Annotated in this window: 18 protein-coding genes; 13 read left to right on the top strand and 5 right to left on the bottom strand. The window is 71.7% G+C overall.

The window, feature by feature from the left end:
• Positions 1 to 162 precede the first annotated feature (162 nt).
• The 4 genes from OCT49_RS36225 (at position 163) to OCT49_RS36210 (ending at position 3,689) form a co-directional block, all read left to right on the top strand.
• On the top strand, positions 163 to 312 hold the full coding sequence (locus OCT49_RS36225) for a hypothetical protein (protein ID WP_283856407.1): 150 nt from the start codon (positions 163 to 165) through the stop codon (positions 310 to 312).
• Positions 309 to 2,978: a rifamycin-inactivating phosphotransferase gene (gene rph / locus OCT49_RS36220; protein ID WP_283856406.1), complete on the top strand. Its 2,670-nt coding sequence runs from the start codon at positions 309 to 311 to the stop codon at positions 2,976 to 2,978. Before OCT49_RS36225 ends, rph begins: the two co-directional genes overlap by 4 nt.
• 166 nt (positions 2,979 to 3,144) lie before the next feature.
• A complete protein-coding gene (locus OCT49_RS36215) occupies positions 3,145 to 3,420 on the top strand; it encodes a hypothetical protein (RefSeq protein WP_283856405.1) in 276 nt (91 codons plus the stop codon).
• Entirely contained in the window at positions 3,417 to 3,689 is a 273-nt protein-coding gene (locus tag OCT49_RS36210) for a hypothetical protein (RefSeq protein WP_283856404.1), read from the top strand. Before OCT49_RS36215 ends, OCT49_RS36210 begins: the two co-directional genes overlap by 4 nt.
• Positions 3,690 to 3,755: 66 nt before the next feature.
• Here OCT49_RS36210 and OCT49_RS36205 read toward each other — a convergent pair whose 3' ends face one another.
• On the bottom strand, positions 3,756 to 4,028 hold the full coding sequence (locus OCT49_RS36205; RefSeq protein WP_283856403.1) for a hypothetical protein: 273 nt from the start codon (positions 4,026 to 4,028) through the stop codon (positions 3,756 to 3,758).
• Between the two features lie 358 nt (positions 4,029 to 4,386).
• Here OCT49_RS36205 and abc-f point away from each other — a divergent pair, with 358 nt between their 5' ends.
• Both abc-f and OCT49_RS36195 read left to right on the top strand, forming a co-directional pair.
• Positions 4,387 to 6,045, top strand: a complete 1,659-nt coding sequence (abc-f, locus tag OCT49_RS36200; RefSeq protein WP_283856402.1) for a ribosomal protection-like ABC-F family protein — start codon at positions 4,387 to 4,389, stop codon at positions 6,043 to 6,045.
• Between the two features lie 83 nt (positions 6,046 to 6,128).
• Positions 6,129 to 7,082, top strand: coding sequence for a phosphotransferase family protein (locus OCT49_RS36195; RefSeq protein WP_283856401.1), 954 nt, complete (start codon positions 6,129 to 6,131; stop codon positions 7,080 to 7,082).
• 184 nt (positions 7,083 to 7,266) lie between these two features.
• Here the strand turns inward: OCT49_RS36195 and OCT49_RS36190 are convergent, their stop codons facing one another.
• Positions 7,267 to 8,391, bottom strand: coding sequence for a hypothetical protein (locus tag OCT49_RS36190; RefSeq protein WP_283856400.1), 1,125 nt, complete (start codon positions 8,389 to 8,391; stop codon positions 7,267 to 7,269).
• Between the two features lie 317 nt (positions 8,392 to 8,708).
• On the opposite strand from OCT49_RS36190, the gene OCT49_RS36185 reads away from it, so the two are divergent.
• Complete coding sequence (locus OCT49_RS36185) at positions 8,709 to 9,146, top strand: SgcJ/EcaC family oxidoreductase (protein WP_283856399.1); 438 nt, start codon at positions 8,709 to 8,711, stop codon at positions 9,144 to 9,146.
• A gap of 99 nt (positions 9,147 to 9,245) precedes the next feature.
• Here the strand turns inward: OCT49_RS36185 and OCT49_RS36180 are convergent, their stop codons facing one another.
• Positions 9,246 to 9,545: a hypothetical protein gene (locus OCT49_RS36180; protein ID WP_502963508.1), complete on the bottom strand. Its 300-nt coding sequence runs from the start codon at positions 9,543 to 9,545 to the stop codon at positions 9,246 to 9,248.
• A 244-nt stretch (positions 9,546 to 9,789) separates the two neighbouring features.
• On the opposite strand from OCT49_RS36180, the gene OCT49_RS36175 reads away from it, so the two are divergent.
• The 6 genes from OCT49_RS36175 to OCT49_RS36150 all read left to right on the top strand — a co-directional run bounded on the left by OCT49_RS36175 (position 9,790) and on the right by OCT49_RS36150 (position 20,077).
• Complete coding sequence (locus tag OCT49_RS36175) at positions 9,790 to 10,266, top strand: DUF6924 domain-containing protein (protein WP_283856398.1); 477 nt, start codon at positions 9,790 to 9,792, stop codon at positions 10,264 to 10,266.
• Positions 10,267 to 10,401: 135 nt separating this feature from the next.
• A complete protein-coding gene (locus tag OCT49_RS36170) occupies positions 10,402 to 10,998 on the top strand; it encodes a hypothetical protein (RefSeq protein ID WP_283856397.1) in 597 nt (198 codons plus the stop codon).
• A gap of 402 nt (positions 10,999 to 11,400) precedes the next feature.
• Positions 11,401 to 12,990 carry an alpha/beta fold hydrolase gene (locus OCT49_RS36165; protein WP_283856396.1) on the top strand — a complete coding sequence of 530 codons (1,590 nt, stop codon included), beginning with the start codon at positions 11,401 to 11,403 and terminating at the stop codon, positions 12,988 to 12,990.
• Positions 12,991 to 13,690: 700 nt separating this feature from the next.
• Positions 13,691 to 15,007, top strand: a complete 1,317-nt coding sequence (locus OCT49_RS36160) for a GlnX family signal transduction membrane protein (protein WP_283856395.1) — start codon at positions 13,691 to 13,693, stop codon at positions 15,005 to 15,007.
• Positions 15,004 to 16,002: a glutamate ABC transporter substrate-binding protein gene (locus tag OCT49_RS36155; RefSeq protein ID WP_283856394.1), complete on the top strand. Its 999-nt coding sequence runs from the start codon at positions 15,004 to 15,006 to the stop codon at positions 16,000 to 16,002. The genes OCT49_RS36160 and OCT49_RS36155 overlap by 4 nt, the downstream gene beginning before the upstream one ends.
• A 661-nt stretch (positions 16,003 to 16,663) precedes the next feature.
• Positions 16,664 to 20,077 carry a DUF4132 domain-containing protein gene (locus tag OCT49_RS36150; protein WP_283856393.1) on the top strand — a complete coding sequence of 1,138 codons (3,414 nt, stop codon included), beginning with the start codon at positions 16,664 to 16,666 and terminating at the stop codon, positions 20,075 to 20,077.
• A 52-nt stretch (positions 20,078 to 20,129) separates the two neighbouring features.
• On the opposite strand, the gene OCT49_RS36145 is transcribed toward OCT49_RS36150, so the two are convergent.
• Together OCT49_RS36145 and OCT49_RS36140 are read right to left on the bottom strand one after the other, a co-directional pair.
• Complete coding sequence (locus tag OCT49_RS36145) at positions 20,130 to 20,666, bottom strand: hypothetical protein (RefSeq protein ID WP_283856392.1); 537 nt, start codon at positions 20,664 to 20,666, stop codon at positions 20,130 to 20,132.
• A gap of 13 nt (positions 20,667 to 20,679) precedes the next feature.
• Positions 20,680 to 22,632 (bottom strand): hypothetical protein, encoded by a 1,953-nt coding sequence (locus OCT49_RS36140; RefSeq protein WP_283856391.1) that lies wholly within the window; start codon positions 22,630 to 22,632, stop codon positions 20,680 to 20,682.
• Positions 22,633 to 23,060 lie beyond the last annotated feature (428 nt).

The following is a 23,060-nucleotide window of genomic DNA, read 5'->3' as shown; positions in this document are numbered from 1 at the left end:
GCGCCGGAGCGGGCGCCGGAAGGACGGCAAAAAGAAAAGGCAAGGAGATCGATCTCCTCGCCACTCTCAACTTATAGCGCACCGGGGGGCTTGCGGCAAGGCCCCGGTGGTGCCGCAGAATCGTCCGCCGAGCCTGCAACCTGCGGAAATGAGGGACACACCGTGCGTGTGCCGTGGTCGATGTACGAGGGACGCGATGACGTCCGACCGGTGGTCGTGCCGGTGGTCGTGCCGGTGGTCGCACCGGTGGTCCGGGCAGCCGGTGAAGCGGTGCGGCGGAACGGGACCGACCCGGTGGAGGTGTCGCGGTGACCGAGCAGTACGTGCTGGACCTCCAGGAGATCGACGAGTCCCGGGTCGAGGCCGTCGGCGGCAAGGGCGCGCACCTGGGCGGGCTGTCGCGGATCGAGGGCATCGACGTGCCGGACGGCTTCTGCGTGACGACGGACGCCTTCCGGCTGATCATGGCGAAGACGCCGTCGATCGACGAACTGCTCGATCGGCTGGCACGCCTCCACCCGGACGACCGGGAAGGAACTCGCGTGCTCAGCGCGGAGATCCGCCGGACCGTCGAGGAGACCCTCGTACCGGACGACCTCGCATCGGCGATCACCCGCGCGCTCGCCCGGCACGGCGACCGGGCCGCCTACGCCGTGCGGTCCAGTGCCACGGCGGAGGACCTGCCGACGGCCTCCTTCGCCGGCCAGCAGGACACGTACCTGAACGTCGTGGGGCCGGCGGAGATCCTTCGGCACGTCAGCCGGTGCTGGGCCTCGCTGTTCACCGAGCGGGCCGTGACCTACCGGCGGCGCAACGGCATCGACCACCGTACGGTCCACATGGCCGTGGTCGTGCAGCGGATGGTCTTCCCGCACGCGTCCGGCATCCTGTTCACGGCCGACCCCGTCACGGGCGACCGGAGGACCGCCACCGTGGACGCCGGCTTCGGTCTTGGCGAGGCGCTGGTCTCCGGTCTGGTGAACCCGGACGTCTTCACGGTGCGGCACGGCGAGGTCGTCACCAGGACGATCGGCGCCAAACAACGCGCGGTCCGGGCCCTGCCGACCGGCGGTACGCGGGAGGTGGAGATCGACCCGCGACAGCAGGAGCAGCCCGCGCTGACGGATGCCCAGGTCGTGCGGCTCGTACGGGCGGGGCGGCGGATCGAGGCGCACTTCGGCCGCCCGCAGGACATCGAGTGGTGCCTGGTCGACGACGGCTTCCGGATCGTCCAGAGCCGGCCGATCACGACGCTGTTCCCCGTCCCCGAGAGCGACGACCAGGAGAAACACGTCTACGTCTCCGTCGGCCACCAGCAGATGATGACCGACGCCATGAAGCCCCTGGGCCTCTCCATGTGGCAGGCGACGGCCATGGTGCCGATGCACGAGGCCGGGGGAAGGCTGTTCGTCGACGTCACCCGGCGCCTGACCTCGCCCGCGAGCCGCGCCGGCCTCCTGGACCTGCTGGGGAAGGGCGATCCGCTGGTCAGGGACGCCCTGGAAACCGTTCTCGACCGCGACGACTTCGTCCCGTCGCTTCCCGACCCGGAGCCCGGCAGGCCGCCGGGCGACGGTGCGCCTGCCCCGATCGGGACCGATCCGGCCATCGTCACCGAACTGATCGGGCGCAGCCGGGAGTCCGTCGCCGCCCTGGAGCGCGACATCCGGACGAAGACGGGACCGGAGCTGTTCGACTTCCTGACCGAGGCCTTCGAGGAGCACAAGCGGGTCCTGGGCGACCCACTGAGCATCCAGGCCATCATGGCGGGAATGGAGGCCACCTGGTGGCTCAACGACAAGCTGGGGGAATGGCTGGGCGAGAAGAACGCGGCTGACACGCTCACCCTCTCCGCCCCCGACAACATCACGTCGGAGATGGGGCTGGCCCTGCTCGACGTCGCGGACGTGATCCGGCCGTGGCCGGAGGTGGTGGAGTTCCTCCAGGACGTCCGGGCCGCTCAGGATGCCCAGGGCGTCCGGGATGTTCGGGACGCCCTGGGTGTTCGGGATGTTCGGGGTGTCCCGGCCGAGGACTTTCTCGACGGGTTGGCGCAGCGCGAGGGCGGGCCCGAGGCGCGCGAGGCCCTGGAGGCGTACCTCGACCGGTACGGCATGCGCTGCGTCGGCGAGATCGACATCACGAGGCCGCGTTGGCGCGAGCGCCCCGACACCCTCGTGCCCCTGATCCTCGACAACGTCAGGAACTTCGGGCCGGGCGCCGCCGAACAGCGCTTCGAGCAGGGGCGGCAGAAGGCGCAGGAGAAGGAGCAGGACGTGTTGTCACGCCTGCGGGCCCTGCCGGACGGGGACCGGAAGGCCGACGAGACCAAGCGGATGATCGACCGGGTCCGCACCTTCATCGGGTACCGGGAGTACCCGAAGTACGGCATCGTCAGCCGCTACTTCATCTACAAGCAGGCCCTGTTGGCGGAGGCCGGGCGTCTGGTGCGGGCCGGTGTGATTCCCGAGCAGGAGGACGTCTTCTACCTCACGCTCCAGGAGTTCCGCGAGGCCGTGGTTTCGCACCGGGTGGACGCCGGGATCGTCCAGCGGCGCAAGGAAGCGTTCCGGTCGTACCGGGCGCTCACCCCGCCCCGGGTGCTCACGTCGGACGGCGAGGCCCTCACCGGGGCGTACCGGCGCGACGACGTGCCGGCCGGTGCCCTGGCCGGTCTGCCGGTCTCCGCCGGGACCGTCGAGGGAAGGGCCCGCGTCGTCCTCGACGTGGCGGAGGCCGATCTCGAACCGGGCGACATCCTGGTCACGTCCTTCACGGACCCCAGCTGGTCGCCGCTGTTCGTCGGAATCGCGGGCCTGGTGACGGAGGTGGGCGGCCTGATGACCCATGGCGCGGTGATCGCCCGGGAGTACGGCCTGCCGGCCGTCGTGGGCGTGGAACGGGCCACCCGGCTGATCCGGGACGGGCAGCGGATCCGCGTGCACGGAACCGACGGGTACGTCGAGATCCTGTCCTGACCGACTGCACCGGCCCGGCCCGGTCCGGTCCGGCTCGGTTTTCGGCCGACTGCTCCGGTCCGGTTCCAGGCAGGCAGGCAAGGCAGGCAGGCCGATCGAACCGGTCCGGTTCCCGGCCGGGGCCTCGGCGTAGCAGACTTGGGGCAGCAGAACGAAGGAGAGATCTGTGACGGCTCAGCCCGAGCACCCCGCGGACCCCCGGGTCACCGGTGTCCCGCACACCATCAACGCGATCGGGGACGCGTTGAGCGGTGCCGAGCGCGCCCGCTTCTACACCGAGGTCCTGGCCGCCGAGGAGAGCGACGTACCGACCACGATGCGCCGCTGGTGGAAGGTGGCGATGCTGCACCGCGCCCCCGCGGCCGCCCGGAGCCGGGCCAATGCCGAGGCCGGCCACTCCCTGGTCTCCGTCGACGAGTTGTTCGTGGACGGGGCCCGGTGAGCTGGTCCGTCTGGACGGAGGAGATCCCGGCACGGACCGTGCTCGACATGCCCGTCGACCTCCGCCGGAAGACGGCCAACTTCCTGCGGGCCCTGGCCATCGAGGTCGGCGGCGCGGTCGATCTCGGCAGACGGCCGCCGGGTGACGCGCTGGACGACATCGAGGTCCGGTACTCCCTGGAGATCCCGGGCGAGCCGGTCATCATCGAGTACATGATCATGCGGGACGCCAAGGAGATCCGGGTTCCGGTCCTGGTCTGGTTCCACTGAGGGCCCCGGGCCCGGTCCGGTTCCACCGGGAGAACGCGGCGCCCGCCGAGGGCACCGACGCCCCCGCTACCGCAGGGTGTTGGTGCCCTCGGCGGCGTTGCCGGAGGTGGGGAGCGGCTGGTGTCCCTCGTCCCAGTGGTTGGACCATCCGCAGAGCCCGCATGCGTACCGGCCGTTGAGGCCGTGGATCTCGGCGTCGCAGCCGCGGCATCGGGTGGTGGTGATCTCCGGGGTCACGGCGGGACCGGGTGCCGTGGACGACCAGCCGCATTGATTGCTGCAGGTCCAGGACCCGTCGGGGCCCTGGGTGGCTGCTGCGCCGCAGTTTCCGCACGTCATGGTGGCCTCCAGGGGGGGTGCTCCCGCCGAGGGGGGTGTGGCGGGGCCGGGGCCAGTCTGGCAGGAGTGGGGAGCGCGGGGGAGGGGGCCGGGGCGAGGGCGACCCGTTTCGGGGCGGTTCGGCGCGTCGTTCGCATCGACGCTCGAACGGGAGAGCGCCCTCGCGCCACCGCCCCCGGGATCGACCCCTTCGGGAACGCCCGGGGCCGGGCTTCGCCCCGTATGCGAATTGAATTGAGGCGAGACGGTTCGTCTTGTTAAGGTGAGTGCATGGCTTTCTTCTTCGTCTGAGTCCGGGCACGGCCGATGCCGCCGTTTCTGCTGCCCGTAGACCCTTCGCATGCCCGGGGAAAGTCATATGCGCGACCGCGCCCGTACCATCACCCTGCCCACCGCAACCCCCGCTGCCGTGGCGCAGCTGTCCGTCAAGGACGTCACCAAGTCCTACGGGACCCGGACCGTCCTCGACCAGATCTCCTTCACCGTCCGGCCGGGCGAGAAGGCCGCCGTCGTCGGCGAGAACGGTTCCGGCAAGTCCACCCTGTTGCGGCTGCTCGCAGCGGCCGAGACGCCGGACGCGGGGGAGGTCACCGTCGGCTTCCCCGGCGGCATCGGCCACCTCGCCCAGACCCTCGACCTCGATGCCGTCCGCACCGTGCAGGACGCCGTCGACCTCGCCCTGACCGAACTGCGCGCCATGGAGCGGGGGCTCCGTACGGCGGAGGAGTCCCTCGCGGACGCGTCGGACGAGGAACTCGCCGCGTACGGCGAGCTGTTGACCGCGTACGAGGAACGCGGCGGATACGGGGCGGACGCCCGGGTGGATACCGCGATGCACGGGCTCGGACTCGCCCGGATCACCCGGGACCGCCCGCTCGGCTCGCTGTCCGGCGGGGAGCAGTCCCGGCTCGCGCTCGCCTGCGTCCTGGCCGCCGCCCCCGAACTGCTGCTCCTGGACGAACCGACGAACCACCTCGACGCGGCGGCCGTGCACTGGCTGGAGAAGCACCTGCGCGCACACCGCGGCACCGTCGTCGCGGTCACCCACGACCGCGGCTTCCTGGAACGCGTCGCCACCACGATCATCGAGGTCGACCGGGACGAGCGCACCGTGCGCCGGTACGGCGACGGCTGGGCCGGCTACCGCGCCGCGAAGGCCGCCGCCCGGCGGGGAGCGGAGCAGCGGTACGCGGACTGGGTCGAGGAGGTGACCCGCACGGAGGAACTGCTCGATGCCGCGGGAAGACGGCTCGCCACCACCGGCCGCGACCCGAAGCAGGGTTTCGGCAAGCACCGCCGGTCCAGCGAGGCGAAGCTCGGCGGGCAGGTGCGCTCCGCCCGGGAGCGCCTGGCCCAGCTGCGACGCCACCCGGTGGCGGAGCCGCCGGCGCCGCTCCGGTTCACGACGGCGCTGTCGGCGGCGGACGGCGGCCCGGCCCAGGATCCCCTCGTCGAGCTCGACGACGTACGGGTCGGCGAACGCCTGTGCCTGGACGGGCTCCTGACGATCGCCCCCGGACAGCGGCTGCTGGTCACGGGCGAGAACGGCGCGGGCAAGACGACACTGCTGCGTGTCCTGGCGGGCGACCTGGAGCCGGACGCGGGCACCGCCCGCCGCCCCGCCCGGATCGGCTACCTCGCGCAGGAACTGCCCGCGCGTTCCACCCGGCTCCCGCTGCTCGCCGCGTTCGCCGCCGGGCGGCCCGGACCGCCGGACGAACACGCCGCACAGCTGCTGGCCCTGGGCCTGTTCCGGGAGGAGGACCTGCATGTCCCGGTCGCGTCCCTCTCCGCGGGACAACAACGACGGTTGCAGATCGCGATCCTGGTGACCCGGCCCGCGGACCTCCTCGTCCTCGACGAACCCACCAACCACATCGCGCTCGACCTGGTCGAGGACCTTCAGGCCGCGCTCGTCGCGTACCCAGGGGCGGTGGTCGCGGTCTCGCACGACCGGGGCTTCCGCGCACGCTTCGAGGGGGAGCGTCTGGAGCTGCGCGCCGGCCGCAGGCACTGACCCCCGCCGGGCCCGTTCCGTCACCAAACCCCCTTCACCCGCACCCGCCCCACTCCTCAAGAATCCACCGAAACGAGGCATTCATGACCCCCTCGACCACCTTCCTGACACCACGACAGCTCGCCGACCGCACCGCCGCCGCCGTCGGGGCGGCCGTCGCGGCCGGACGCGGGCTCGGCCTGACCGTCACCGACCCCACGGTGCTCCACGACGTCTTCTCCGTCGTCGTCCACCTGGCGCCCTCGCCGGTGGTGGCCCGGGTCCCCACCGTCCTGCCCGACGACCCGGCCGCCCTCGCGCGCCGCCAGCAGGACGAGCTGGACGTGACGAGCTGGCTCGACGGCCGGGGAGTCCCGGTGATCGCGCCCAGCCCGCTCGTGCCGCGGGAACCCGTGCGGCGCGACGGGTTCTCGATGACGTTCTGGCCGTTCGTCGAGGAGGCCCGGGACAAGGAACCCGACTACGTGGCGAACTCCGAAAGCGTCGCCGACCTGCACGCGGCACTGCGCGCCTACCCGGGCCGCCTGGAGTTCCTGTCGACGGCCGAGCCGCAGTTCGTCGCGGACAGCCTCGACCGGCTCGACCGGCACCCCGACCTGATCGGGGCGGCCGAACTGGACCGGGCCCGCCGCGAATGGCAGGTCCTGGAACCCCTCGTGCGCTCACGCGAGGCCTTCGAGGCCCGGTTCCCGGGCGTCGACCTCCAGCCCGTCCACGGCGACTGCCCGCCCGCGAACATCTTCTCCGGGGTGGACGGCGACCTCTACGCCGACTTCGAACTGGTCACGCTGGGGCCCGTCGAGTGGGACCTGGCCGCACTGGGGCCCGAGCACGAAGCCGCCTACAACCGCGGCGCACGGCGCAACGGCACGAGGCAGCTCGACGAGGAGGTGCTCGGTTTCGCCCACACCCTGGGCATGCTGCGGATCATCGCCACCCTCACGCTGGCCCCGCAACTGCCCGCTCTGACGGGGTACCTCAAGCCCGTCGTCGACCAGTGGCAGACGAAGCCCTTCGCCGGCGGCATGAACGGCTGACACCGACCGTCCGCCGAGGTTCTCGACCATCGGCCGGCCGGTGGGGTTTCGGGGGCCCCACCGGCCCGTTCCACGCCACCCGCACGAAGCAGCCCGATTTCGCCCGGTCCCGCCCGGTCCCGCCCGGTCCTGTCCGGGCCCGTCCAGTCCCGCCCGTGACGGGCCATGTCGGGCCGGACGGCCCTCAGGAGCGGGTGGCGGTCGCGCAGTTGGCGGCCGTGGCCGTCGTGCCGCCGGTCGTGTCGACCGGCTTGCTGCGGTCGTACGGGTCGACCCGGCGGTCCTTGTCGGTGGGCTGCTCGTCGGCCGTGCCGAAGGGCGGAACGAAATAGCCGGTCGGGGCGGAGCAGCCGCCGTTGACCATGTCGAGCGCATACGAGACGAGGGACATCGTGCCCGGTTCGATGATGACCTTGGCCGGATCGTCCCAGCTCATCACCACCTCGCGCCGCACGATCGTACGGACGACCTCGGAGTCCCGCCCGCCGCCGTCCGCCGGGGTGACCGGGTACACGAAGGTGACGTCCGCCGTCACCTCGACCGCCCCTTTGTCCCCCTCCCGGTACGTGAGCCGGCCGCGGGTCTTGACCACGTCACCGACCAGCCGGGACTGCTCCGGCCGGAAGCGGCTGAACAGCAGCAGCGGATCGGTCCTGGGCGTGGGCTTCTTCGACGACAGGGCGGTACGGAGGTACTCCTGGACATCCTTCTGATGCGGGTTCAGCAGCGCGATCGCCTTCGTGGGCCGCTCGCCGCGCAGCACACGGGAGTCGAGCCCCGCAGCCACCAGGAAGTCCCGGCCCTGCCGCAGCGCCCGCTCGACCTGGGCGGCGTCCATCCAGCCGGTCGCCCTGGCCGGCGGCACCGTGATCCCCGCCGCTCCGTCGGCCCACCGGGCGGCGGGCGAACCCCGGAAGGGCTCGTCGAGGGTGGGGGGCAGTCCCCGCTCGGCGGCGGGAGCCTCCCGCGGGGTCTCCGACTCGGCGGCCAACGGGGCCCCGTCCTGCCCACCGTCGTCGCCACCGAACCAGCCGAAGACCTGCTGCGGGAAGAGCGCCACGGCGAGGAGGGCCGCCACCGCCACCAGCCCGGCCACGTACCAGCCCTTCCTGCGCCGGGGCCGGGCCGGTGAGTACGTACGCCAGCCCTCCGGCTGCCCGGGTTGCTCCCGCAGCCGCCGCTCCACCTGACGGGCGCGCGCCGACGGCTCCACGGGAGCCCCGGCCACACCCGCCACCGATTCACGGAGGAACCGTTCCCACTCCTCGTCGGGTACGGACGACTCGTCCCGCTCCCCAGCCCCGCTCACGCCGCACTTCCGTTCTCGCTCGATTGCCCATGCCCGATGTTCGATACCCGATACCCGACGCCTGTTGTCCGTTGTCCGATCGGTCGTCGGCGCACCGGCCCATCGAGAGCCGCTCGTATGATCGCATGAACAAGTCCTCGTCCTGCCGGGGGTGGTGAACGGTGCTCGGCCACGTACCGCCGCATGTGCACCGCACCTCTGATCTCCGTGAAGCTGTTCACCGGGCTTGACCTCGACCGTGGTTGATGTCGTGGGGTGAGTGACGGCGGCGCTCACAGCCGTCACTCGAGCGATTCGGTACGGAGAAGGGCACCGTCATGACGAGCGACATTCTTGTGGTGGGGACGATCTCACCGGAGACCCGGGCAGCGGTGACCGGTGTGGTGAAGGGGTTGGAGAAGGCTTTCAACGAGAAGGACCCGGTCGCGCTGGGCGAGCAGTACGCCGAAAACGCCTCCTGGACCAACGCGAAGGGCACGCGTCTTGACGGCAGGAAGGCGATCGTCGAGTTCGGCGCTCCGGCGCTGAAGAGCTTCCTGCGCGATTCCTTCGCCCGGTACGACGTGGTCAAGATGCTGGCGATAACCCCTGACGTGATCGCGGTGAACGTGGTGCAGACACCCACCGACAGCACGGGCGGACCTGCCGACGGGCCGTGGGGCGCGACGCTCTACGTGATCGCCGAACAGACGGACGGCTGGCGCATCGTGGCCGGCCAGAACATGGCTGTCGCCCCGCCGGCGCAGACCGTGTGACATCAGGGCCCGATACGGCAACGGGCGGCCCTCCCGACGGTACCGGGGGCTCGACGATGTGGTTCACGGGGACGAGCGGGGCCACTGCCCGGCCGGTCGCTATCGAGTGGGCCGTGACCAGCCGCCGGCTCGTTTCTGGGCCTGCTCACCGCGTCGGCGGCGGGTTTGGCAGAGCAGGCACAGGTCCGGAGCCTCCTCGTCCACGGCCCCGTAGGGGTGCTCCCGGCACCTGGTGTGCGGCTTCGGCCCGGTGGTCGCCTCCAGGAGCGCGAGGGCCTTCTGCAGGTCGGTCCGGATCTCGTGGAGCTTCTCGACGGGGGTGGTGCGGGTGATTTGGTCCCCGTGCTCACCGAGAACGCGCAGCGCCCGGCCGAGTTCGGGAAGGTGGTTCGGATTCATCGATGTCCGTTCTCCAGGAGGGCGCCCGCCGACGATCCGGGTCGACGGGCGCCCTTGAACACAACGGCAAGGGGAAGAGAAAGGCGTCTCGCTCTGCTGCTCACGGTTCTCCAACGACCGCGAGCCCCGGAAGGGGACGGGTCCGCCGACCGCACTGCGCCGTCGCCCGCCCCGGCGGAGTGTGACAGTGGCCCGTGAGACAGTCGGGAGACGGCTCACCGATCGTCACCGAGGAGAAGAAAAAATGAGAGCGCTGCCCGCCGTCGTCGACCGTGGTGAGTTCGATGCTCTGGTCGTCAGGACCGACCACCACGACGACCGGGCGTGGCAGAACGTGGTGGCGGCGCTGACGGAACCCCGGGGAGACGAGCAGTACGAGGCGCACATCCACTTCGTCGACGATCCGGCCTGGGCGGAGGCGACCGTTGACGAGGTGCTGACCGCGGTCCGCACCGACGAGGACCTGTCCGTCGTCTTCCTCGCCGACCGGACAACCATGCAGGCCGGAAACCACGCGCTGCTGGCGGTCACCACTCTGACGCGGGAGGACTGCGAGGACGACGAGGACTACGAGCAACTGATTGAGTTCGGCCGAGAGTTCCGCACCGTTCCCGCAGGGGTCCACGAGATCCACGCGAACCTGAGCATCGGCAACCTGGGCTTCGAGGAGTTCGCGGCAGCGGCCCACGACGACCCCGAGGGGATTCACCGCTCCCTTTGAAACACCGGCTGGTGCACGCCCAAGTCCCCGGGGAGGAACGGCCGTCGAGTCGGCCAACCCCTACGGCATGTCTCCGGGTGGGCTGGGGGATCGTTCCGATGGCCCGTACGCATCCCGGGTAGCGACGGTATGGGCATGACATCGGTAACACGCACCACTCGACTGCTCTGTTCCCTCGTTCCCCTCCTGCTGTTGTTGTACGGCGTGCTTCGTCTGATCGACGGCATGGACGGCGACCACGGCCCGGGGGCGGCCTGGAACCTCGGTCACACGTTCTTCCTTGCCGCCTTCCTCCTGTTCGGCGCTTTGGTCGTGATGCTGCGCAGCCTCGTTCCCCTGGCCACCCTCCGGATGAGAACCGCTGCCGGTGTCGCCACGGTGGCCGGGGTCTTCGGCGCGGGCTGTTTCGTCCGGGTGATCCTCGGCGATCTGTTTCCCGGCCTCGCCGAGTACGCCCCGCTGCCCGGCTTTCTCGAGTTCGTGGGGCCGATGGCCTTCCAGCTCGGCATGCTCGCCCTGCTGATCATGATGGCGGCCGCACGGCCCAGGCGGCTGCCCATGTGGAGCCCGGCACTCGTGTTCGTGTCCTTCGCCCTGATCGCGGTCGATCTCGATCTGATCCCGCTCGCGGCCGTGGTCCTCATGGCCGGGCTCGCACCACTGGCCCGCGGCCGCACACCGGGTACCACCCATCCCTCGGCGAGGACCACATCGAAGGGGGCCTCGGAGTGACCGCCCACGCGCCGCTGGAGGAGATGAGGAGAAAAGCGTCCGGTTGCGTCAGTTGCGCACCGCCACAGTGGCGGCCCGCTCCGACGCACTGCTCGCCTTCGGGAAACCGCCCACGCCGTCGTCGCGGGGGCGGGCCGCACGCCAGGGGCGCCCCGTCCCGGCCGTGGGCCGGCCGGCCCGTGACTCTTCCCTTCCCGGCACCTCCCGGTACCGCCTTCCCGTTGCGTCCGGGGTGGAGGTGGTACGCAGGGTGCACGTCGGCGGCCCGTCCTGCTGCGGCTGACGTACCGGCAGTTCGTGTCGCACGGCGATGCGCGCGGGCGGGGTGCGCTGGAAGGCTCGACCTGCCCGGCCCGGACGCTCTCCGGACCGGCCGTGTTCGTCACCGTCAGGAGAAGCACCATGACCACCCCCCGTACCGTCGTACGGCGCGCCTCGGCCGCAGGGATCGTCCTCGCCGCCGGCCTCACCACCGGCCTGGCCACCCCACCCGCCACCGCCGTGACGCCCACCGCCGTGACGCCCGCGGCCGCCGACGCGGCCCCTGCCGCCGGGCTCGGCCGCTACTACCAGCAGCGCCCCCACTGGCACCGCTGCGCCCAGGGGGCGGACGACGAGACGGGCCGTGCCCTCGACGCCGCGGGCGCACGCTGCGCGGACGTGACCGTGCCGCTCGACTACGGCAAGCCCCGGGGCCGGACCATCACCGTCGCCATATCCCGCCTGAAGGCCACCGACACCCGGCACCGGATCGGCTCCCTCCTGATCAACCCCGGAGGTCCGGGCGGCCCGGGCCTCGGCACGGGGCTCGCCGTGCGCCCCGTGATGAAGGAGACCGGTGCCCGCTACGACCTGATCGGCATGGACCCGCGCTTCACCGGCCGCAGCACCCCCCTGGACTGCGGCCTGTCCTCCGGCCCCGGCCTGCTGTCGGCCGGCCCCGACCGGGCCGGCTTCGACCGCCGGACGGCCCGGGCCAGAAGCGTCGCGGAGCGGTGCCGGGCCACCAACGGCCCGCTCCTGCCGCACGTCACGACACGCAACACCGCCCGCGACATCGACGTCGTCCGCAGTGTCCTCGGCGAGCGGAAGATCTCCTACCTGGGCTACTCCTACGGTACGTACCTGGGCACGGCCTACACCCAGATGTTCCCCACCCGCCACGACCGGGTGGTCCTCGACAGCGCCCTGGATCCCGACCGCTACAACCCCCGCCTCCTGAAGGGGGCCGATGCCGAGAACGAGAAGGCGTACGACGACTGGGCCGACTGGACGGCCGCACGCCACGGCACCTACGGCCTCGGCCGCACCCGCGAACAGGTACGCGCCACCCTCGACGACGTGATCGCCGCCTCCGCCCGCGAACCGCTCACCGTCGGCACCGCCCCCGACGTCTTCCGCCTCGACGGCAGCCAGGTCCCCGCCCTGCTCTTCACCGAACTCGCCGACGACACCGACCCGGCGCGTGCCTCCCTGGCCGAGCACATGTCCCTGCTCGCCCGGGCCGCCGAAGGCCGCCCCACCACCCTGCCGCCCGCCTTCGCCGGCCTGCTGCGCAGCGTGTTCACCCCCGCCGGTTCCTCCGTCGCCAGCGCCCAGACCGCGATCCTGTGCGGCGACGTCCCCGCCCCGCGCGACCCCGAGACGTACTGGCGCGACATCGAACGGGGCCGCGCCGCCCACCCGTTGTTCGCCCCGCTGACCGAGAGCATCACCCCGTGCGCCTTCTGGGACCGCCCGCGCGAGGCACCCGTCCGGGTCCGCCACGACACCCGGGCCCTGATCGTCGCCTCCACCGGTGACCCCCGCGTCCCCTACACCCACAGCGTCGCCCTGCACGACCGTCTGCCCAGCTCCCGCCTCCTCACCCTCGCCGGCGCCAACCAGCACGCCAATTACGGGGTTTACGGCAACGCCTGCATCGACTCCACCGTCAACTCCTACCTCGCCACCGGCCGTTTGCCCGCCCGCGACCGCACCTGCGCCAAGTAGCCCGGCAGCCACACCACGAGCCCTCGGGCCGGCCGTCCCCCGACGCCCGGACCGAGTGCCCCGTTTTCCCCGGCCCCGGCACGTCGCCGCCCAACGGGGTCCACGGCGAGCGACTGCGTGCGAACGATGCCGATCCCGCAGCGCTCCCGCCCTGCCGGGGCCGACGGCGCGGACACCGCACACCCGGTGACACACGTGATGACCCCGTTCGCGGTACGCGGACGGGGTCGAGTGAGGACTGTGAGGTCAGTGTCGGGTTTCGTCGGGCTTGCGTTGCGTGGATCGAGGGAGGTGACGGCCGTTGGCGCGGCATGGTGGGCCCCTGTGCGGCGTACGGTGCGGGCTGATGGGCTGTACGTCCCCGGCAGGCTTCAGCCCACCCCCATCCACATACCTCATACATCACGAGATGCAGCCAACTCACCGGACTCATCAAGGGATTTCAGGAAATATCATTCTCATGATTCGAAGTCAGTCACTACCGCACAGTTTTGATGGACATGGAGAGCCGTCGCCCCGTGGAGGTCCCGCCCGGACACTCGCCGAGGCCCTGGCCGCCCGGCTGCCCGCCCACCCCGGCGTCGAAGTGATCCGTTGACGTCGAAGTGATCCGTTGGATTTTGCCTCGGGCCAGTTTGCCTCGAAGCCGGGGTTTCGCAGGGGTGCGGCGGTTATGATCGGTTCCCTTCAGGGGGTGACCATGACTACGACGCAGAGTCCGGCGGCGCCACCCGCTTCACGGGACGCCGGGGCCAGGCAACTGTCGTGGTGGGGGCAGTGGACGGGACCGCGCACGCCGGCACGGTTGCGCCGCGTCGGGGTGCTGCTGACCTTGGCCGGCCTGGTCACTGCCGTGTTGAGTCTGATCGGTGGGTCTTCGCGGGCCGGCGCGGTGACCGACGCGGCCGGCCGGGACACCACGCTCACGCAGCACGCCGGTGAGATCTACCAAGCGCTTGCCCACGCCGACGCCATGGCCACCAGCGGCTATGTATCCGCCGGCCAGGAGCCCGCGGCGATCCGTACCCGGTACGACGAGGACGTCGCCAACGCCGGTCAGCGCCTTGCCAAGGCGTCCCGGCAGGTCGCGCCGGACGACCCGGCCGCGAAGCCGCTCGACACCTTGATCACCGGCCTGCCCGCGTACACCGGATTGATCGAGACGGCCCGCACCTACAACCGTCAAGGGCTGCCGCTGGGCCAGTCGTATCTGGCGCAGGCGTCGCAACAGATGCGCACCGAACTGCTGCCCGCGGCCGAAAAGTTTCGACGCATCGAAGCCGAAGCGCTCAACACCGACTACCGCACCGCCAGTTCGCTGCCGATCGCCGTGGTCGTGTTCGGGATCGCGTTGTTTCTCGCGGCACTCGACCTCGCCCGCCGGGAGTCCCTGCGCACGCAGCGCCGGCTCAACCTCGGGGTGGCCGGGGCGGCCGTGCTCGTCGTCGCAGGCGTGTTGTGGTGGACCCTGTCGACGTTGGCCAGTGAGAGCGCGCTCGCCGACGCGAACAAGGCCGGCGACGCGACCACCGCGCTCGACGAGGCCGGCGCGCTCGTGCTGCAGGCCCGAAGCAACGAAAGCCTGGTGCTGGTGGCCCGCAGCGGCGGCAGCGCGTCCGACTCGGGCTTCACCGAACAACTCGACCGGCTCACCGCCAAGGACGGCCCGCTCGGCGTCGCCGAGGACCGCGGCGCCGACGTCGACGACATCCGCGCCGCCACGACTGCGTGGTCCAAGGCACATGCCCAGCTGCGCCGGTTCGACGACAGCGGTGACTACCAGAAGGCCGTCCGGTCGGCGGTCGGTACCGACGCCGGTAGTTCCGGTGCCGCGTTCGCCGCTCTCGACAAGTCTGTGAGCCAGGCGGGCACCGAGGCCCAGAAGCGGCTCGCCACCGCGACATCAGCCGCCAGTGACGCGACGACGTTGCTCGCGTCCGGGCCCGCCGTGTTGTTCACGTTGGCCGCCGCAGGCTTCGCGATCGGCGTCACACGTCGGGTGGAGGAGTACCGATGACCAGTCCCCACAACGGTTTCCACACGTCGATGGTCAACGTCCGGCGCCCGTTCCTCCTCCTTTCCATCGCCGTCATGCTCTCCCTCGTCGGGCTCGCGCTGCCCGCGTTGCACGGCACCGACGCGAACACGAGCGACGGCGACCAGAGCACGTCGCAGGCGCCGCCGCCGTCGAAGCCCGAGTGCACGACCGTGAAGGACAGCCTGCGCCCCGAGGGTGTGCTGCCCAAGCCGGGTGCCATGCCGTCCGGGTCGACGATGGCAAAGATTTACGCACGCGGACGGCTGATTGCGGGCGTCGACCAGGGCAAGTACCTGCTCGGCTACCGCAACCCGCAGACCGGGCAGCTCGAAGGCGCCGACATCGACATCGTCCACAAGATCGCCCAGGCGATCTTCGGCGACCCGAACAAGGTCCAGTTCGTGGTGCGCGACGTGGCCGACCGGGCGCGGATGATCGAGCAGGAGCAGGTCGACATCGTGGTCAACACATTCAGCGCCACTTGCGTACGGCAGCGCACGGTCGAGTTCTCCAGCGCGTACTACAACGCGACGCAGCGGTTGCTGGTGCCGACCGGTTCCGACGTCAAGGAAGTGGAGCAGCTGGCGGGCGAGAAGCTCTGCACTTCCAAGGGGTCCACGACCGAGGCCACGTTGCGGAAGCTGCCGGTGCGGTTGGACGTGGTGACGTTGCCCAGCATCCCGGACTGCGTGGTCGCGCTGCAGCAGAGCAAGGTCGCCGCCGTGTCCAGCGACGACGGAATACTGGCAGGGATGGCGGCGCAGGACCCGCAGACCAAGGTGGTCGGGCGGTCACTCGCCAACGCGTACTACGGTGTCGGGATGAGCCCCGAGCAGCCCGATCTGGTGCGGTTCGTGAACAAGCTGCTGGAACGGGATCGTGCCGACGGGAGCTTGGCGGCCAGCGCGCGGAAGTGGCTGGGGAAGGAGTTGCACCCGGTGCCCGCAATCCCGCCCGCCGCTTACCGCGACTGACACTTTCGCCCGGGCTCGGTGGAATGGGATCCAGTCGTGGTCTTCCCGGTGTCGTACAGGAACGGGACTGCCACTCCCCTCGTTCCGCGGAGCCCGTGACGGCAGGAGAAGCCGAGGCTCATGGGGCCCAAGTTCACTGCCAAGCGCATGACGGACGGCGATTTCGGCGCCAACCGCCTGTGCCCGGCGGGCCTGCCCCACGAGATCTACCTCAGCGACCCCCGCAGGACCGTCATCTGTACCTGCGTGGCGCATCGCCCAGGCAGTGGTACGTGCTGGGCGTCCAGGAGCCGTCCGGCGGATCACTCCCGAAACCATGACCGGGACACCGTGAAGCGTCATCGGCGCGATCTGACGGGTATGGAATCCCGCAGTTCCTTGTGTGGGGCATCGGCCTGTACATCGCCGCCCGCTCCTACCACCACCACACATCACTGGGGCAATTGAGGTCTGCCCAGGGGATCGTCCGGGCGTCCGACGCAGTCGTCCGGCAGGGGCAGGGGCAGGGGCAGGGGCAGGGGCAGGGGCAGGGGCAGGGGCCTGGCGGCGGGGTGGTCCGGGGGTGGGGGAGGAGGCCGACGGGGCGTTGTCAGTGGACCCGCTTACTGTGACAACAGCTGATCGAGGGATCACGCTGCTTGGAGCGGGTCGAGGAGGGGCTGTGCAGAGCTTGCCGGACGGGAGCGACGGTTCGGTGCGGGGCGAGGAGGTGCCCGGCGCTTCCGGTGGGACGGTGGTGTTCCCGGACGAGGAGACCTTCGAGGTGCCGTCGTCCTGGCGGCGGCTCGTGCATCCGCGGCGCGGCGGCTTCCCGCAGCCTGTGCCGGACCTGGACCCGGACGCCGGACAGGTGGCGGCGAAGGGCCTCGCCGAGGAGTCCCGCTGGCTGGAGGAGATGCTCTCCTCGCCGGACAGCGATCCGGAGATCGTCGCCGCCACCCGCGCCCACCTGGCCGGCAGCCCGAATCCGCTGGGCGCCGCCGCGGTGGCGGCCGTGTCGCTGCGCTGGGACCACCGCCCCGGCGTGCTCGTGGACGCCTGGGTGCTGGCCCACGGCCTGTCCTTCGCCGCCCGGGCGGTCGTCGAGTACATCGACATCGAGGCGATGTGGACACAGCACGGCTCCGTCCGCTCGGACTCCCGGCTGCTGCGCCGCCCCGCCGACGGTTCGGCCGACCACTACTGGGCGCGGCCCCGGTTCGCCGACCGGATGCGCGCCCTGATCGCCGTGTCCGGGGACGAGGAGTACGAGCAGGTCGTCTCCGACCTCGCCGGTTGCCGGACCGGCCTGCGTCGCCGCTGCGCGGTGTCCTACCTGGTGCCCGGCGAGCAGCACTGGGTCGACGAGTGCTGCGCGGAGGCGGACGGGGCCGGGGCGACCCTGCGCGCGATGCTGTTGTGCTCACTCGGTTCCCCGGAACAGATCGAGAAGTTCCCGCGCTCGGTGAACCTGCCGTGGAACGGCTGGGACATGGAGCTGGTCGCCACCCTGGCCGAGGGCGTCGGCCAGGCGGTCGCACCGCTTCTGACGGAGGCGCTCGCCACGGCACCGGGCGCCGACCGGACCCGCACGGTGGCCCGTGCCCTGGTCGCGCTGCCGACCGACGACGCCTTCCGTGTACTGCTGTCCCACGCGGACGACAAGCACGTCCGCACGAGCCTGGTCGCGGCGATGGACCGCTACCCGGTGCGGGCCCTCCGGCTGCTCGCCGAGGCGGCCTCGGCCCCGGGCGGCCAGGACCGGGCGGCGCAGTCGGCCGACCGCATGCTCGCCCACCACGTCATGACCCACCGCGCGTTGGTGAAGGCCGCCCTGCCGGGGCTGGCGCCCGGGGTCGCGGCCCAAGTGGAGCCGCTGCTCGACGAAGTCGACCGCGTCGCGGACGCCCCCGCCGAGGCCCTGCCCGCGCTCCTGGTCGATCCGCCGTGGACGCGCAAGCGGGCGAAGGCCCCCGAGAAGCGGGAGGCCGCCCGGATCCCCACGGCTCCCGGACCGAAGGCCGTGTGGCAGCCCGGCGAGCGGGAGAAGTGGTCGGCCATGCCGGCCTGGCTGGCCCGGCGTGACTTCCCGGCCGAGCAGTGGACCGAGCGCCTCGAGAAGGCGCGCGGGGACCGAGGGTGGAATCACCTGGCCCAGTGCGCCCACCTGTTCCTGCACGGCCCCGAGGACGAGGCCCGGCAGGCCGTACGCGCGTACAGGCCCGCGGGGGGTTTCGGGAACCCCGATGTGCTCAGGCCGCTCGCCGCCCGGTTCGGGACCGACGTCCTGCACCTGGTGCTCGAGGCGTCCGCGGACTTCTCCGTGAAGCTGGGCGACCTGGTCCTGCCGTTCCTCAGTACCGAGGTCGCCGCACGGATCGGCGACTGGCTGATCCGCCTGAAGTCGGCCAACGCCACGGCCCGCGGCTGGCTGGGGCGCCACGGCCTCGCTGCCGTCCCCTACCTGCTGCCGCAGGCGGTCGGCCCGACGGGCCCCGCCCGCAACGGCGCGGAGACGGCCCTGAAGGTCATCGCCCAGAAGCACGGTGTCGACGCGGTCCGCGAGGCCGCCGCCACGGCCGGGGGACCGGAGGCGGCGAGCATCGTCGCGGAGATCCTGGACGGCGACCCGATGGCGTTCGCCCTGCCCAAGAGGATGCCCGCGGTGGGCCCCTGGGCCGATCCCGGACTGCTGCCGCAGATCCTCCTGAAGGACGGCGGCGCGCTCCCCGTCGGGGCGGCCCGTCACGTCCTCACCATGCTCGCCCTCTCGAAACCGCACGGCGTCTACCCGGGCATCGCCGTACTGAAGGAGCACTGCACCCCCGCTTCCCTCGCGGCGTTCGCCTGGGGCCTGTTCGAGCAGTGGCAGTTCGTCGGCACGCCGGCCAAGGAGAGCTGGGTGCTGCACGCCCTCGGCCTGCTCGGGGACGACGACACGGTGCGCCGCCTGAGCCCGCTGCTGCGGGCCTGGCCCGGCGAGGGCTCCCACAAGCGCGCGGTCGACGGCCTCGACGTGCTCGCGGCCATCGGCAGCGACGTGGCGCTGATGCATCTGCACGGCATCTCGCAGCGGGTGAAGTTCAAGGGCCTCAAGGCCCGCGCCCAGGAAAAGATCGCGGAGGTGGCCGACGGACTCGGCCTCACCGGCGAGCAGTTGGGCGACCGCCTCGTCCCGGACTTCGGCCTGGACGCCGACGGCAGCACCGTCATCGACTACGGCACCCGACGGTTCACGGTCGGTTTCGACGAGCAGCTGCGACCGTACGTGAAGGACGCCGACGGCACGGTCCGCAAGGCCCTGCCCGCACCCGGGGTGAAGGACGACCAGACGCTCGCACCGACCGAGCGGAAGCGGTTCGCGACGCTGAAGAAGGACGTCCGCACGGTCGCGTCCGACCAGGTGCGGCGGCTCGAACAGGCGATGGTGACCCAACGGTCCTGGACGGACGACGAGTTCCGGGAACTGTTCGTGGACCACCCGCTGATGAGGCATCTGGTACGCCGCCTGGTGTGGACGGGCGAGACGGGCGGCGCGGTGACGACGTTCCGCGTGGCCGAGGACAGCACCTTCGCCGACGCCGAGGACGAGTTGCTGACCCTGCCGGAGGGGGCGACGGTACGGCTCGCCCACCCGCTGCACCTGGGTGGGGAACGGGACACCTGGGCGGAGCTGTTCGCGGACTACGAGATCCTGCAGCCGTTCCCGCAGCTGGGCCGCCCCGTGCACGCCCTCACCGGGGAGGAGGCCGCCGGACACCGGCTGGCCCGCTTCGAGGGGGCCACCGTCCCGGTCGGCAAGCTCCTCGGCCTGACCAAGCGCGGCTGGGAACGCGGCACACCGCAGGACGCCGGCGTGGAGTGCTGGATATCCCGGCCGGCCGGCCCGGGCCGGTACCTGGTCATCGACCTCGACCCGGGCATAGCCGTCGGCATGGTCAACGAACTCGGGGACCAGACCCTGGAAGCGGTCCGGATCGACAGTTCGCCCGACTACTACCGCACGGGCGACGACCACCCGCTGCGCCTCGGCGACCTCGACCCGGTGCTGGCCTCCGAACTGCTCGCCGACCTCACCGAGGTGACGGCGGGATGACCGCGACCGGCCCGCCCCGGACCGAACTGCTTCCGGCCGCCCCGGAGGTGGGTCAGCCGGTGGCAGTGGAGCGGGGTGTTCGCGGGCCGCCCCGTTCGCGCCACTCGCAGAAGGGAGAGACCTCCGCCAGCCCGGAACGCACCGCCACCAGTCCGTCGGCGAAATCGGCGGCCAACTCGTCGAGCATGGCGAGGAGTTCGCCCTGTGGCAGGCGTTCGCACTCCGGGTCCGGCACCCACCGCGTGCGCGAGGCGCAGTGAATGGCCACGACCCCGGCTTCCGGGCGGAAGGTCAGCGTTCGCTCCAAGCCCTGGGAGTAGAGGTCGACCTCCACTTCCCGGTGCGCCCGCACCCCCGCGAGCAGGTCCGGAAGCTGCTCCATGAACGCGGACAGGTCGTACGCCACGTCCACCGGCCACTCGGGGGTACCGAAACCACCCATCCGGAAGGCGCCGTCCCCGGCCTCGGCGAGGGCCTCGCACGCCTCCATGACCAGGGTCTCGTACTCTTCGTCCGGCTCCGGGGGGACCGGGTCGCCGAGGGGGGCATCCTTGGGGGCGGGCGGACGGAACGATACCGAGAAACTCATGCTCCCCAGTCTCCTACTCCAGGTCGACGACCGGGTACGCCGTGCGGTAGAAGCCGCCCGGACTCGGGACGAGGGTCGCCGCCCGGGCGGGGGAGATGGTTCCGTCCGGCATGATCACCTGCCCGAGCCCCTCCGGGATGCGCACCGTACGGGGACCGGAACCGGGTACATGGACACTGCGCAGGAACTGCGCGGCGGCCTCGTTGTCCAGCCACTGGCCCTGTTGGTTGCCGGTGCTGCGGGCGCGGTCGGTCAGCGCCTTCGTGTTCTTCGCGCCCGCGCCATGGGTCTTGAAGGTGTGTCCGAAGGTCTTCACGCTCCTGGAGGACCAGTTCACGCAGTTTTCGTCACCGACGGGCCGCGCTACGGGCTGCGCCACGGGACGGGCCGGGCGGTCGCGAGAGAGGAACGCCGCGATGTACCAGGCCTTCAGGACTCCGCCCCGGACCGACTGCCCGGGAACACTGAGGGCACCGGGAACGCTGAAGGCGCCGGGGACAGCGGGGACACCGGGGACAGCGGGGACACCGGGGGCAGCGGGGGCGCCGGGGGCACGGTGGGCCACTCCCGAGGCGCTGCGGGACACGGGGCAGTCGGCGCCGTCGCGTTCCTGCCGCACCTTGTCGACCAGCTTCTTGACCTCGGTCGTCGCCAGGGCGCGGGCGGTGATCAGGGTGTCGGCGCGGTAGGGGATGCGGTACTGGACCGGGCGGCCGCCGCTGGCCCGGGAACGGGCCCGGGCCTCGGCCTTCTTCCGCGCCTCGATCGAGGCGAAGGTGGGACCGGCGCCGGGGTTGGAGCAGGACAGGCTCCCGGAGACACCGGTGCCGGTGACCGCGAAGGAGCGCTGCGGGCTGGTGCACCGGCCCGCGGACCTGCCGTCGACGCTGAAGGAGGCGGCCATCACCGCGGTGACCTTGCCGCCCACGAGGCGGCTCCTGGCGTCGGTGGTGATCCGCCCGGTGAAGCTGTTCCTGGCCGTGCATCCGCCCGAACCGCACTTCACCGTTCCCGAGCCGCTGAGGGCCAGGGAAATGCCGCTGTCGGTGGCGCCGTTCAGCTCCTTGGCCTGCTTCTCCAGGGTGTCGAACATCGGATCGACGGCATCCCCGGTGACCGGCTCCAGGCCCAGGCCCCCGGAATCGCTGCCGTCGAGCGGACCCTCCGTCACCTCGGGGGTTTCTGAGGGGCCCTCGTCCCCGGAGGAATCCTGGCTCTGGCTCTGGCTCCGGTCCTGAACCTGGCTCTGACCCTGGACCGCGGCAGCCGCCGATCGGGCCGAGACCGCCCGGGCCCGACCGCCGGAGGACCCGGACGAGGGGGAGGAGCCGTAGGGCTCCAGGCGCAGCACCCGATGGGGCTGCTTGTCGGTGACGAGCAGGCGACCCATCGAGGTGTCCGCCACGAGTACGGGTGTGCCGTTCACCGTGGGGGGCTCGGTGGGTTCGTCGGGAGCGGGCGTGTTCTCCAACATGTCCAGGGACTTGGAGAGCTGGATCGCCAGCAGGGCCGGGGAGGGCCTGCGCTCCACGAGCTCCCGCGCCTCGTCGTCGCTCTCCTGCGCGACCGTCCACGTGCCGGAGGTCCGCGCGTCCGACCCCGTGCCGGAGGCCGGGTCCTTCTGCCGGGTGAAGGTCCTGCCACCGATGTTCAGGAGCTCGCGGGCGAGTTCGGTGTCGCCCGACCCCGTGGTGCCGAAGCGGCTGCCGGAGGCGGTGACCGTGACGTCCCGCTTCATCGCAACGGTGGCGGAGTCCTGGTACCGCAGGCCGGGGGCGTCGGCCAGCGCGGCCACGGCCTGCCGGAACGGTTTCAGGTCCCGCTCGGCCTCCGCTTTCTCCGGCCCGAGGACGCCGTTCCAGATCAACAGCCCGGCCAGCAGCGCCACGACCAGCGCACCGATGCCGCCGAACAGCAGGAAACGCCCGCGCCGCCGGGCGAGCATCCCCGGCCCGCCCGGCGGCATCGGGGGCTGAAAACCGTACGGGTGGCCGGGCCCAGGCCCGTGGGGGAAGTTCGGCGACGATACGGGCGGCGGGCCCTGCGGAGAGTACGGGCCGTTCGGGTAGTACGAGCCCTGTGGCGGCGGCCCGAAAGCGCCGGGCGGTGCGGCGTAGGGGGAGTCCTGGGGCGGTACGGTCGGCGGGGCCGGGGGCGGTGGCCCGAAAGCGCCCGGCGGCGGGCCGTGGGGAGAGTCCTGCGGCAGGTGGCCCGCCGGGGGCCTGGGTGCGTCTTCGTGCTCTGTCATGGTCGTTCCCCCGTATATGTGGGCTGTGGGCCGGGCCACCGTCCAGTGGGCGTGGCATCCGTGCGTCCGGCCGTCGCGGACCCCGGGCGGGAACAGGCGTCGGAGGCGGCAGGACTTCGATCGTCAGGGGAACAGTGTGAAGGTGA

This window comes from Streptomyces sp. ML-6 (genome assembly GCF_030116705.1).
Classification (GTDB): domain Bacteria; phylum Actinomycetota; class Actinomycetes; order Streptomycetales; family Streptomycetaceae; genus Streptomyces.
The sequence above is the reverse complement of the archived record's forward strand: the minus strand, read 5'-3'. Positions and strand labels throughout refer to the sequence as shown.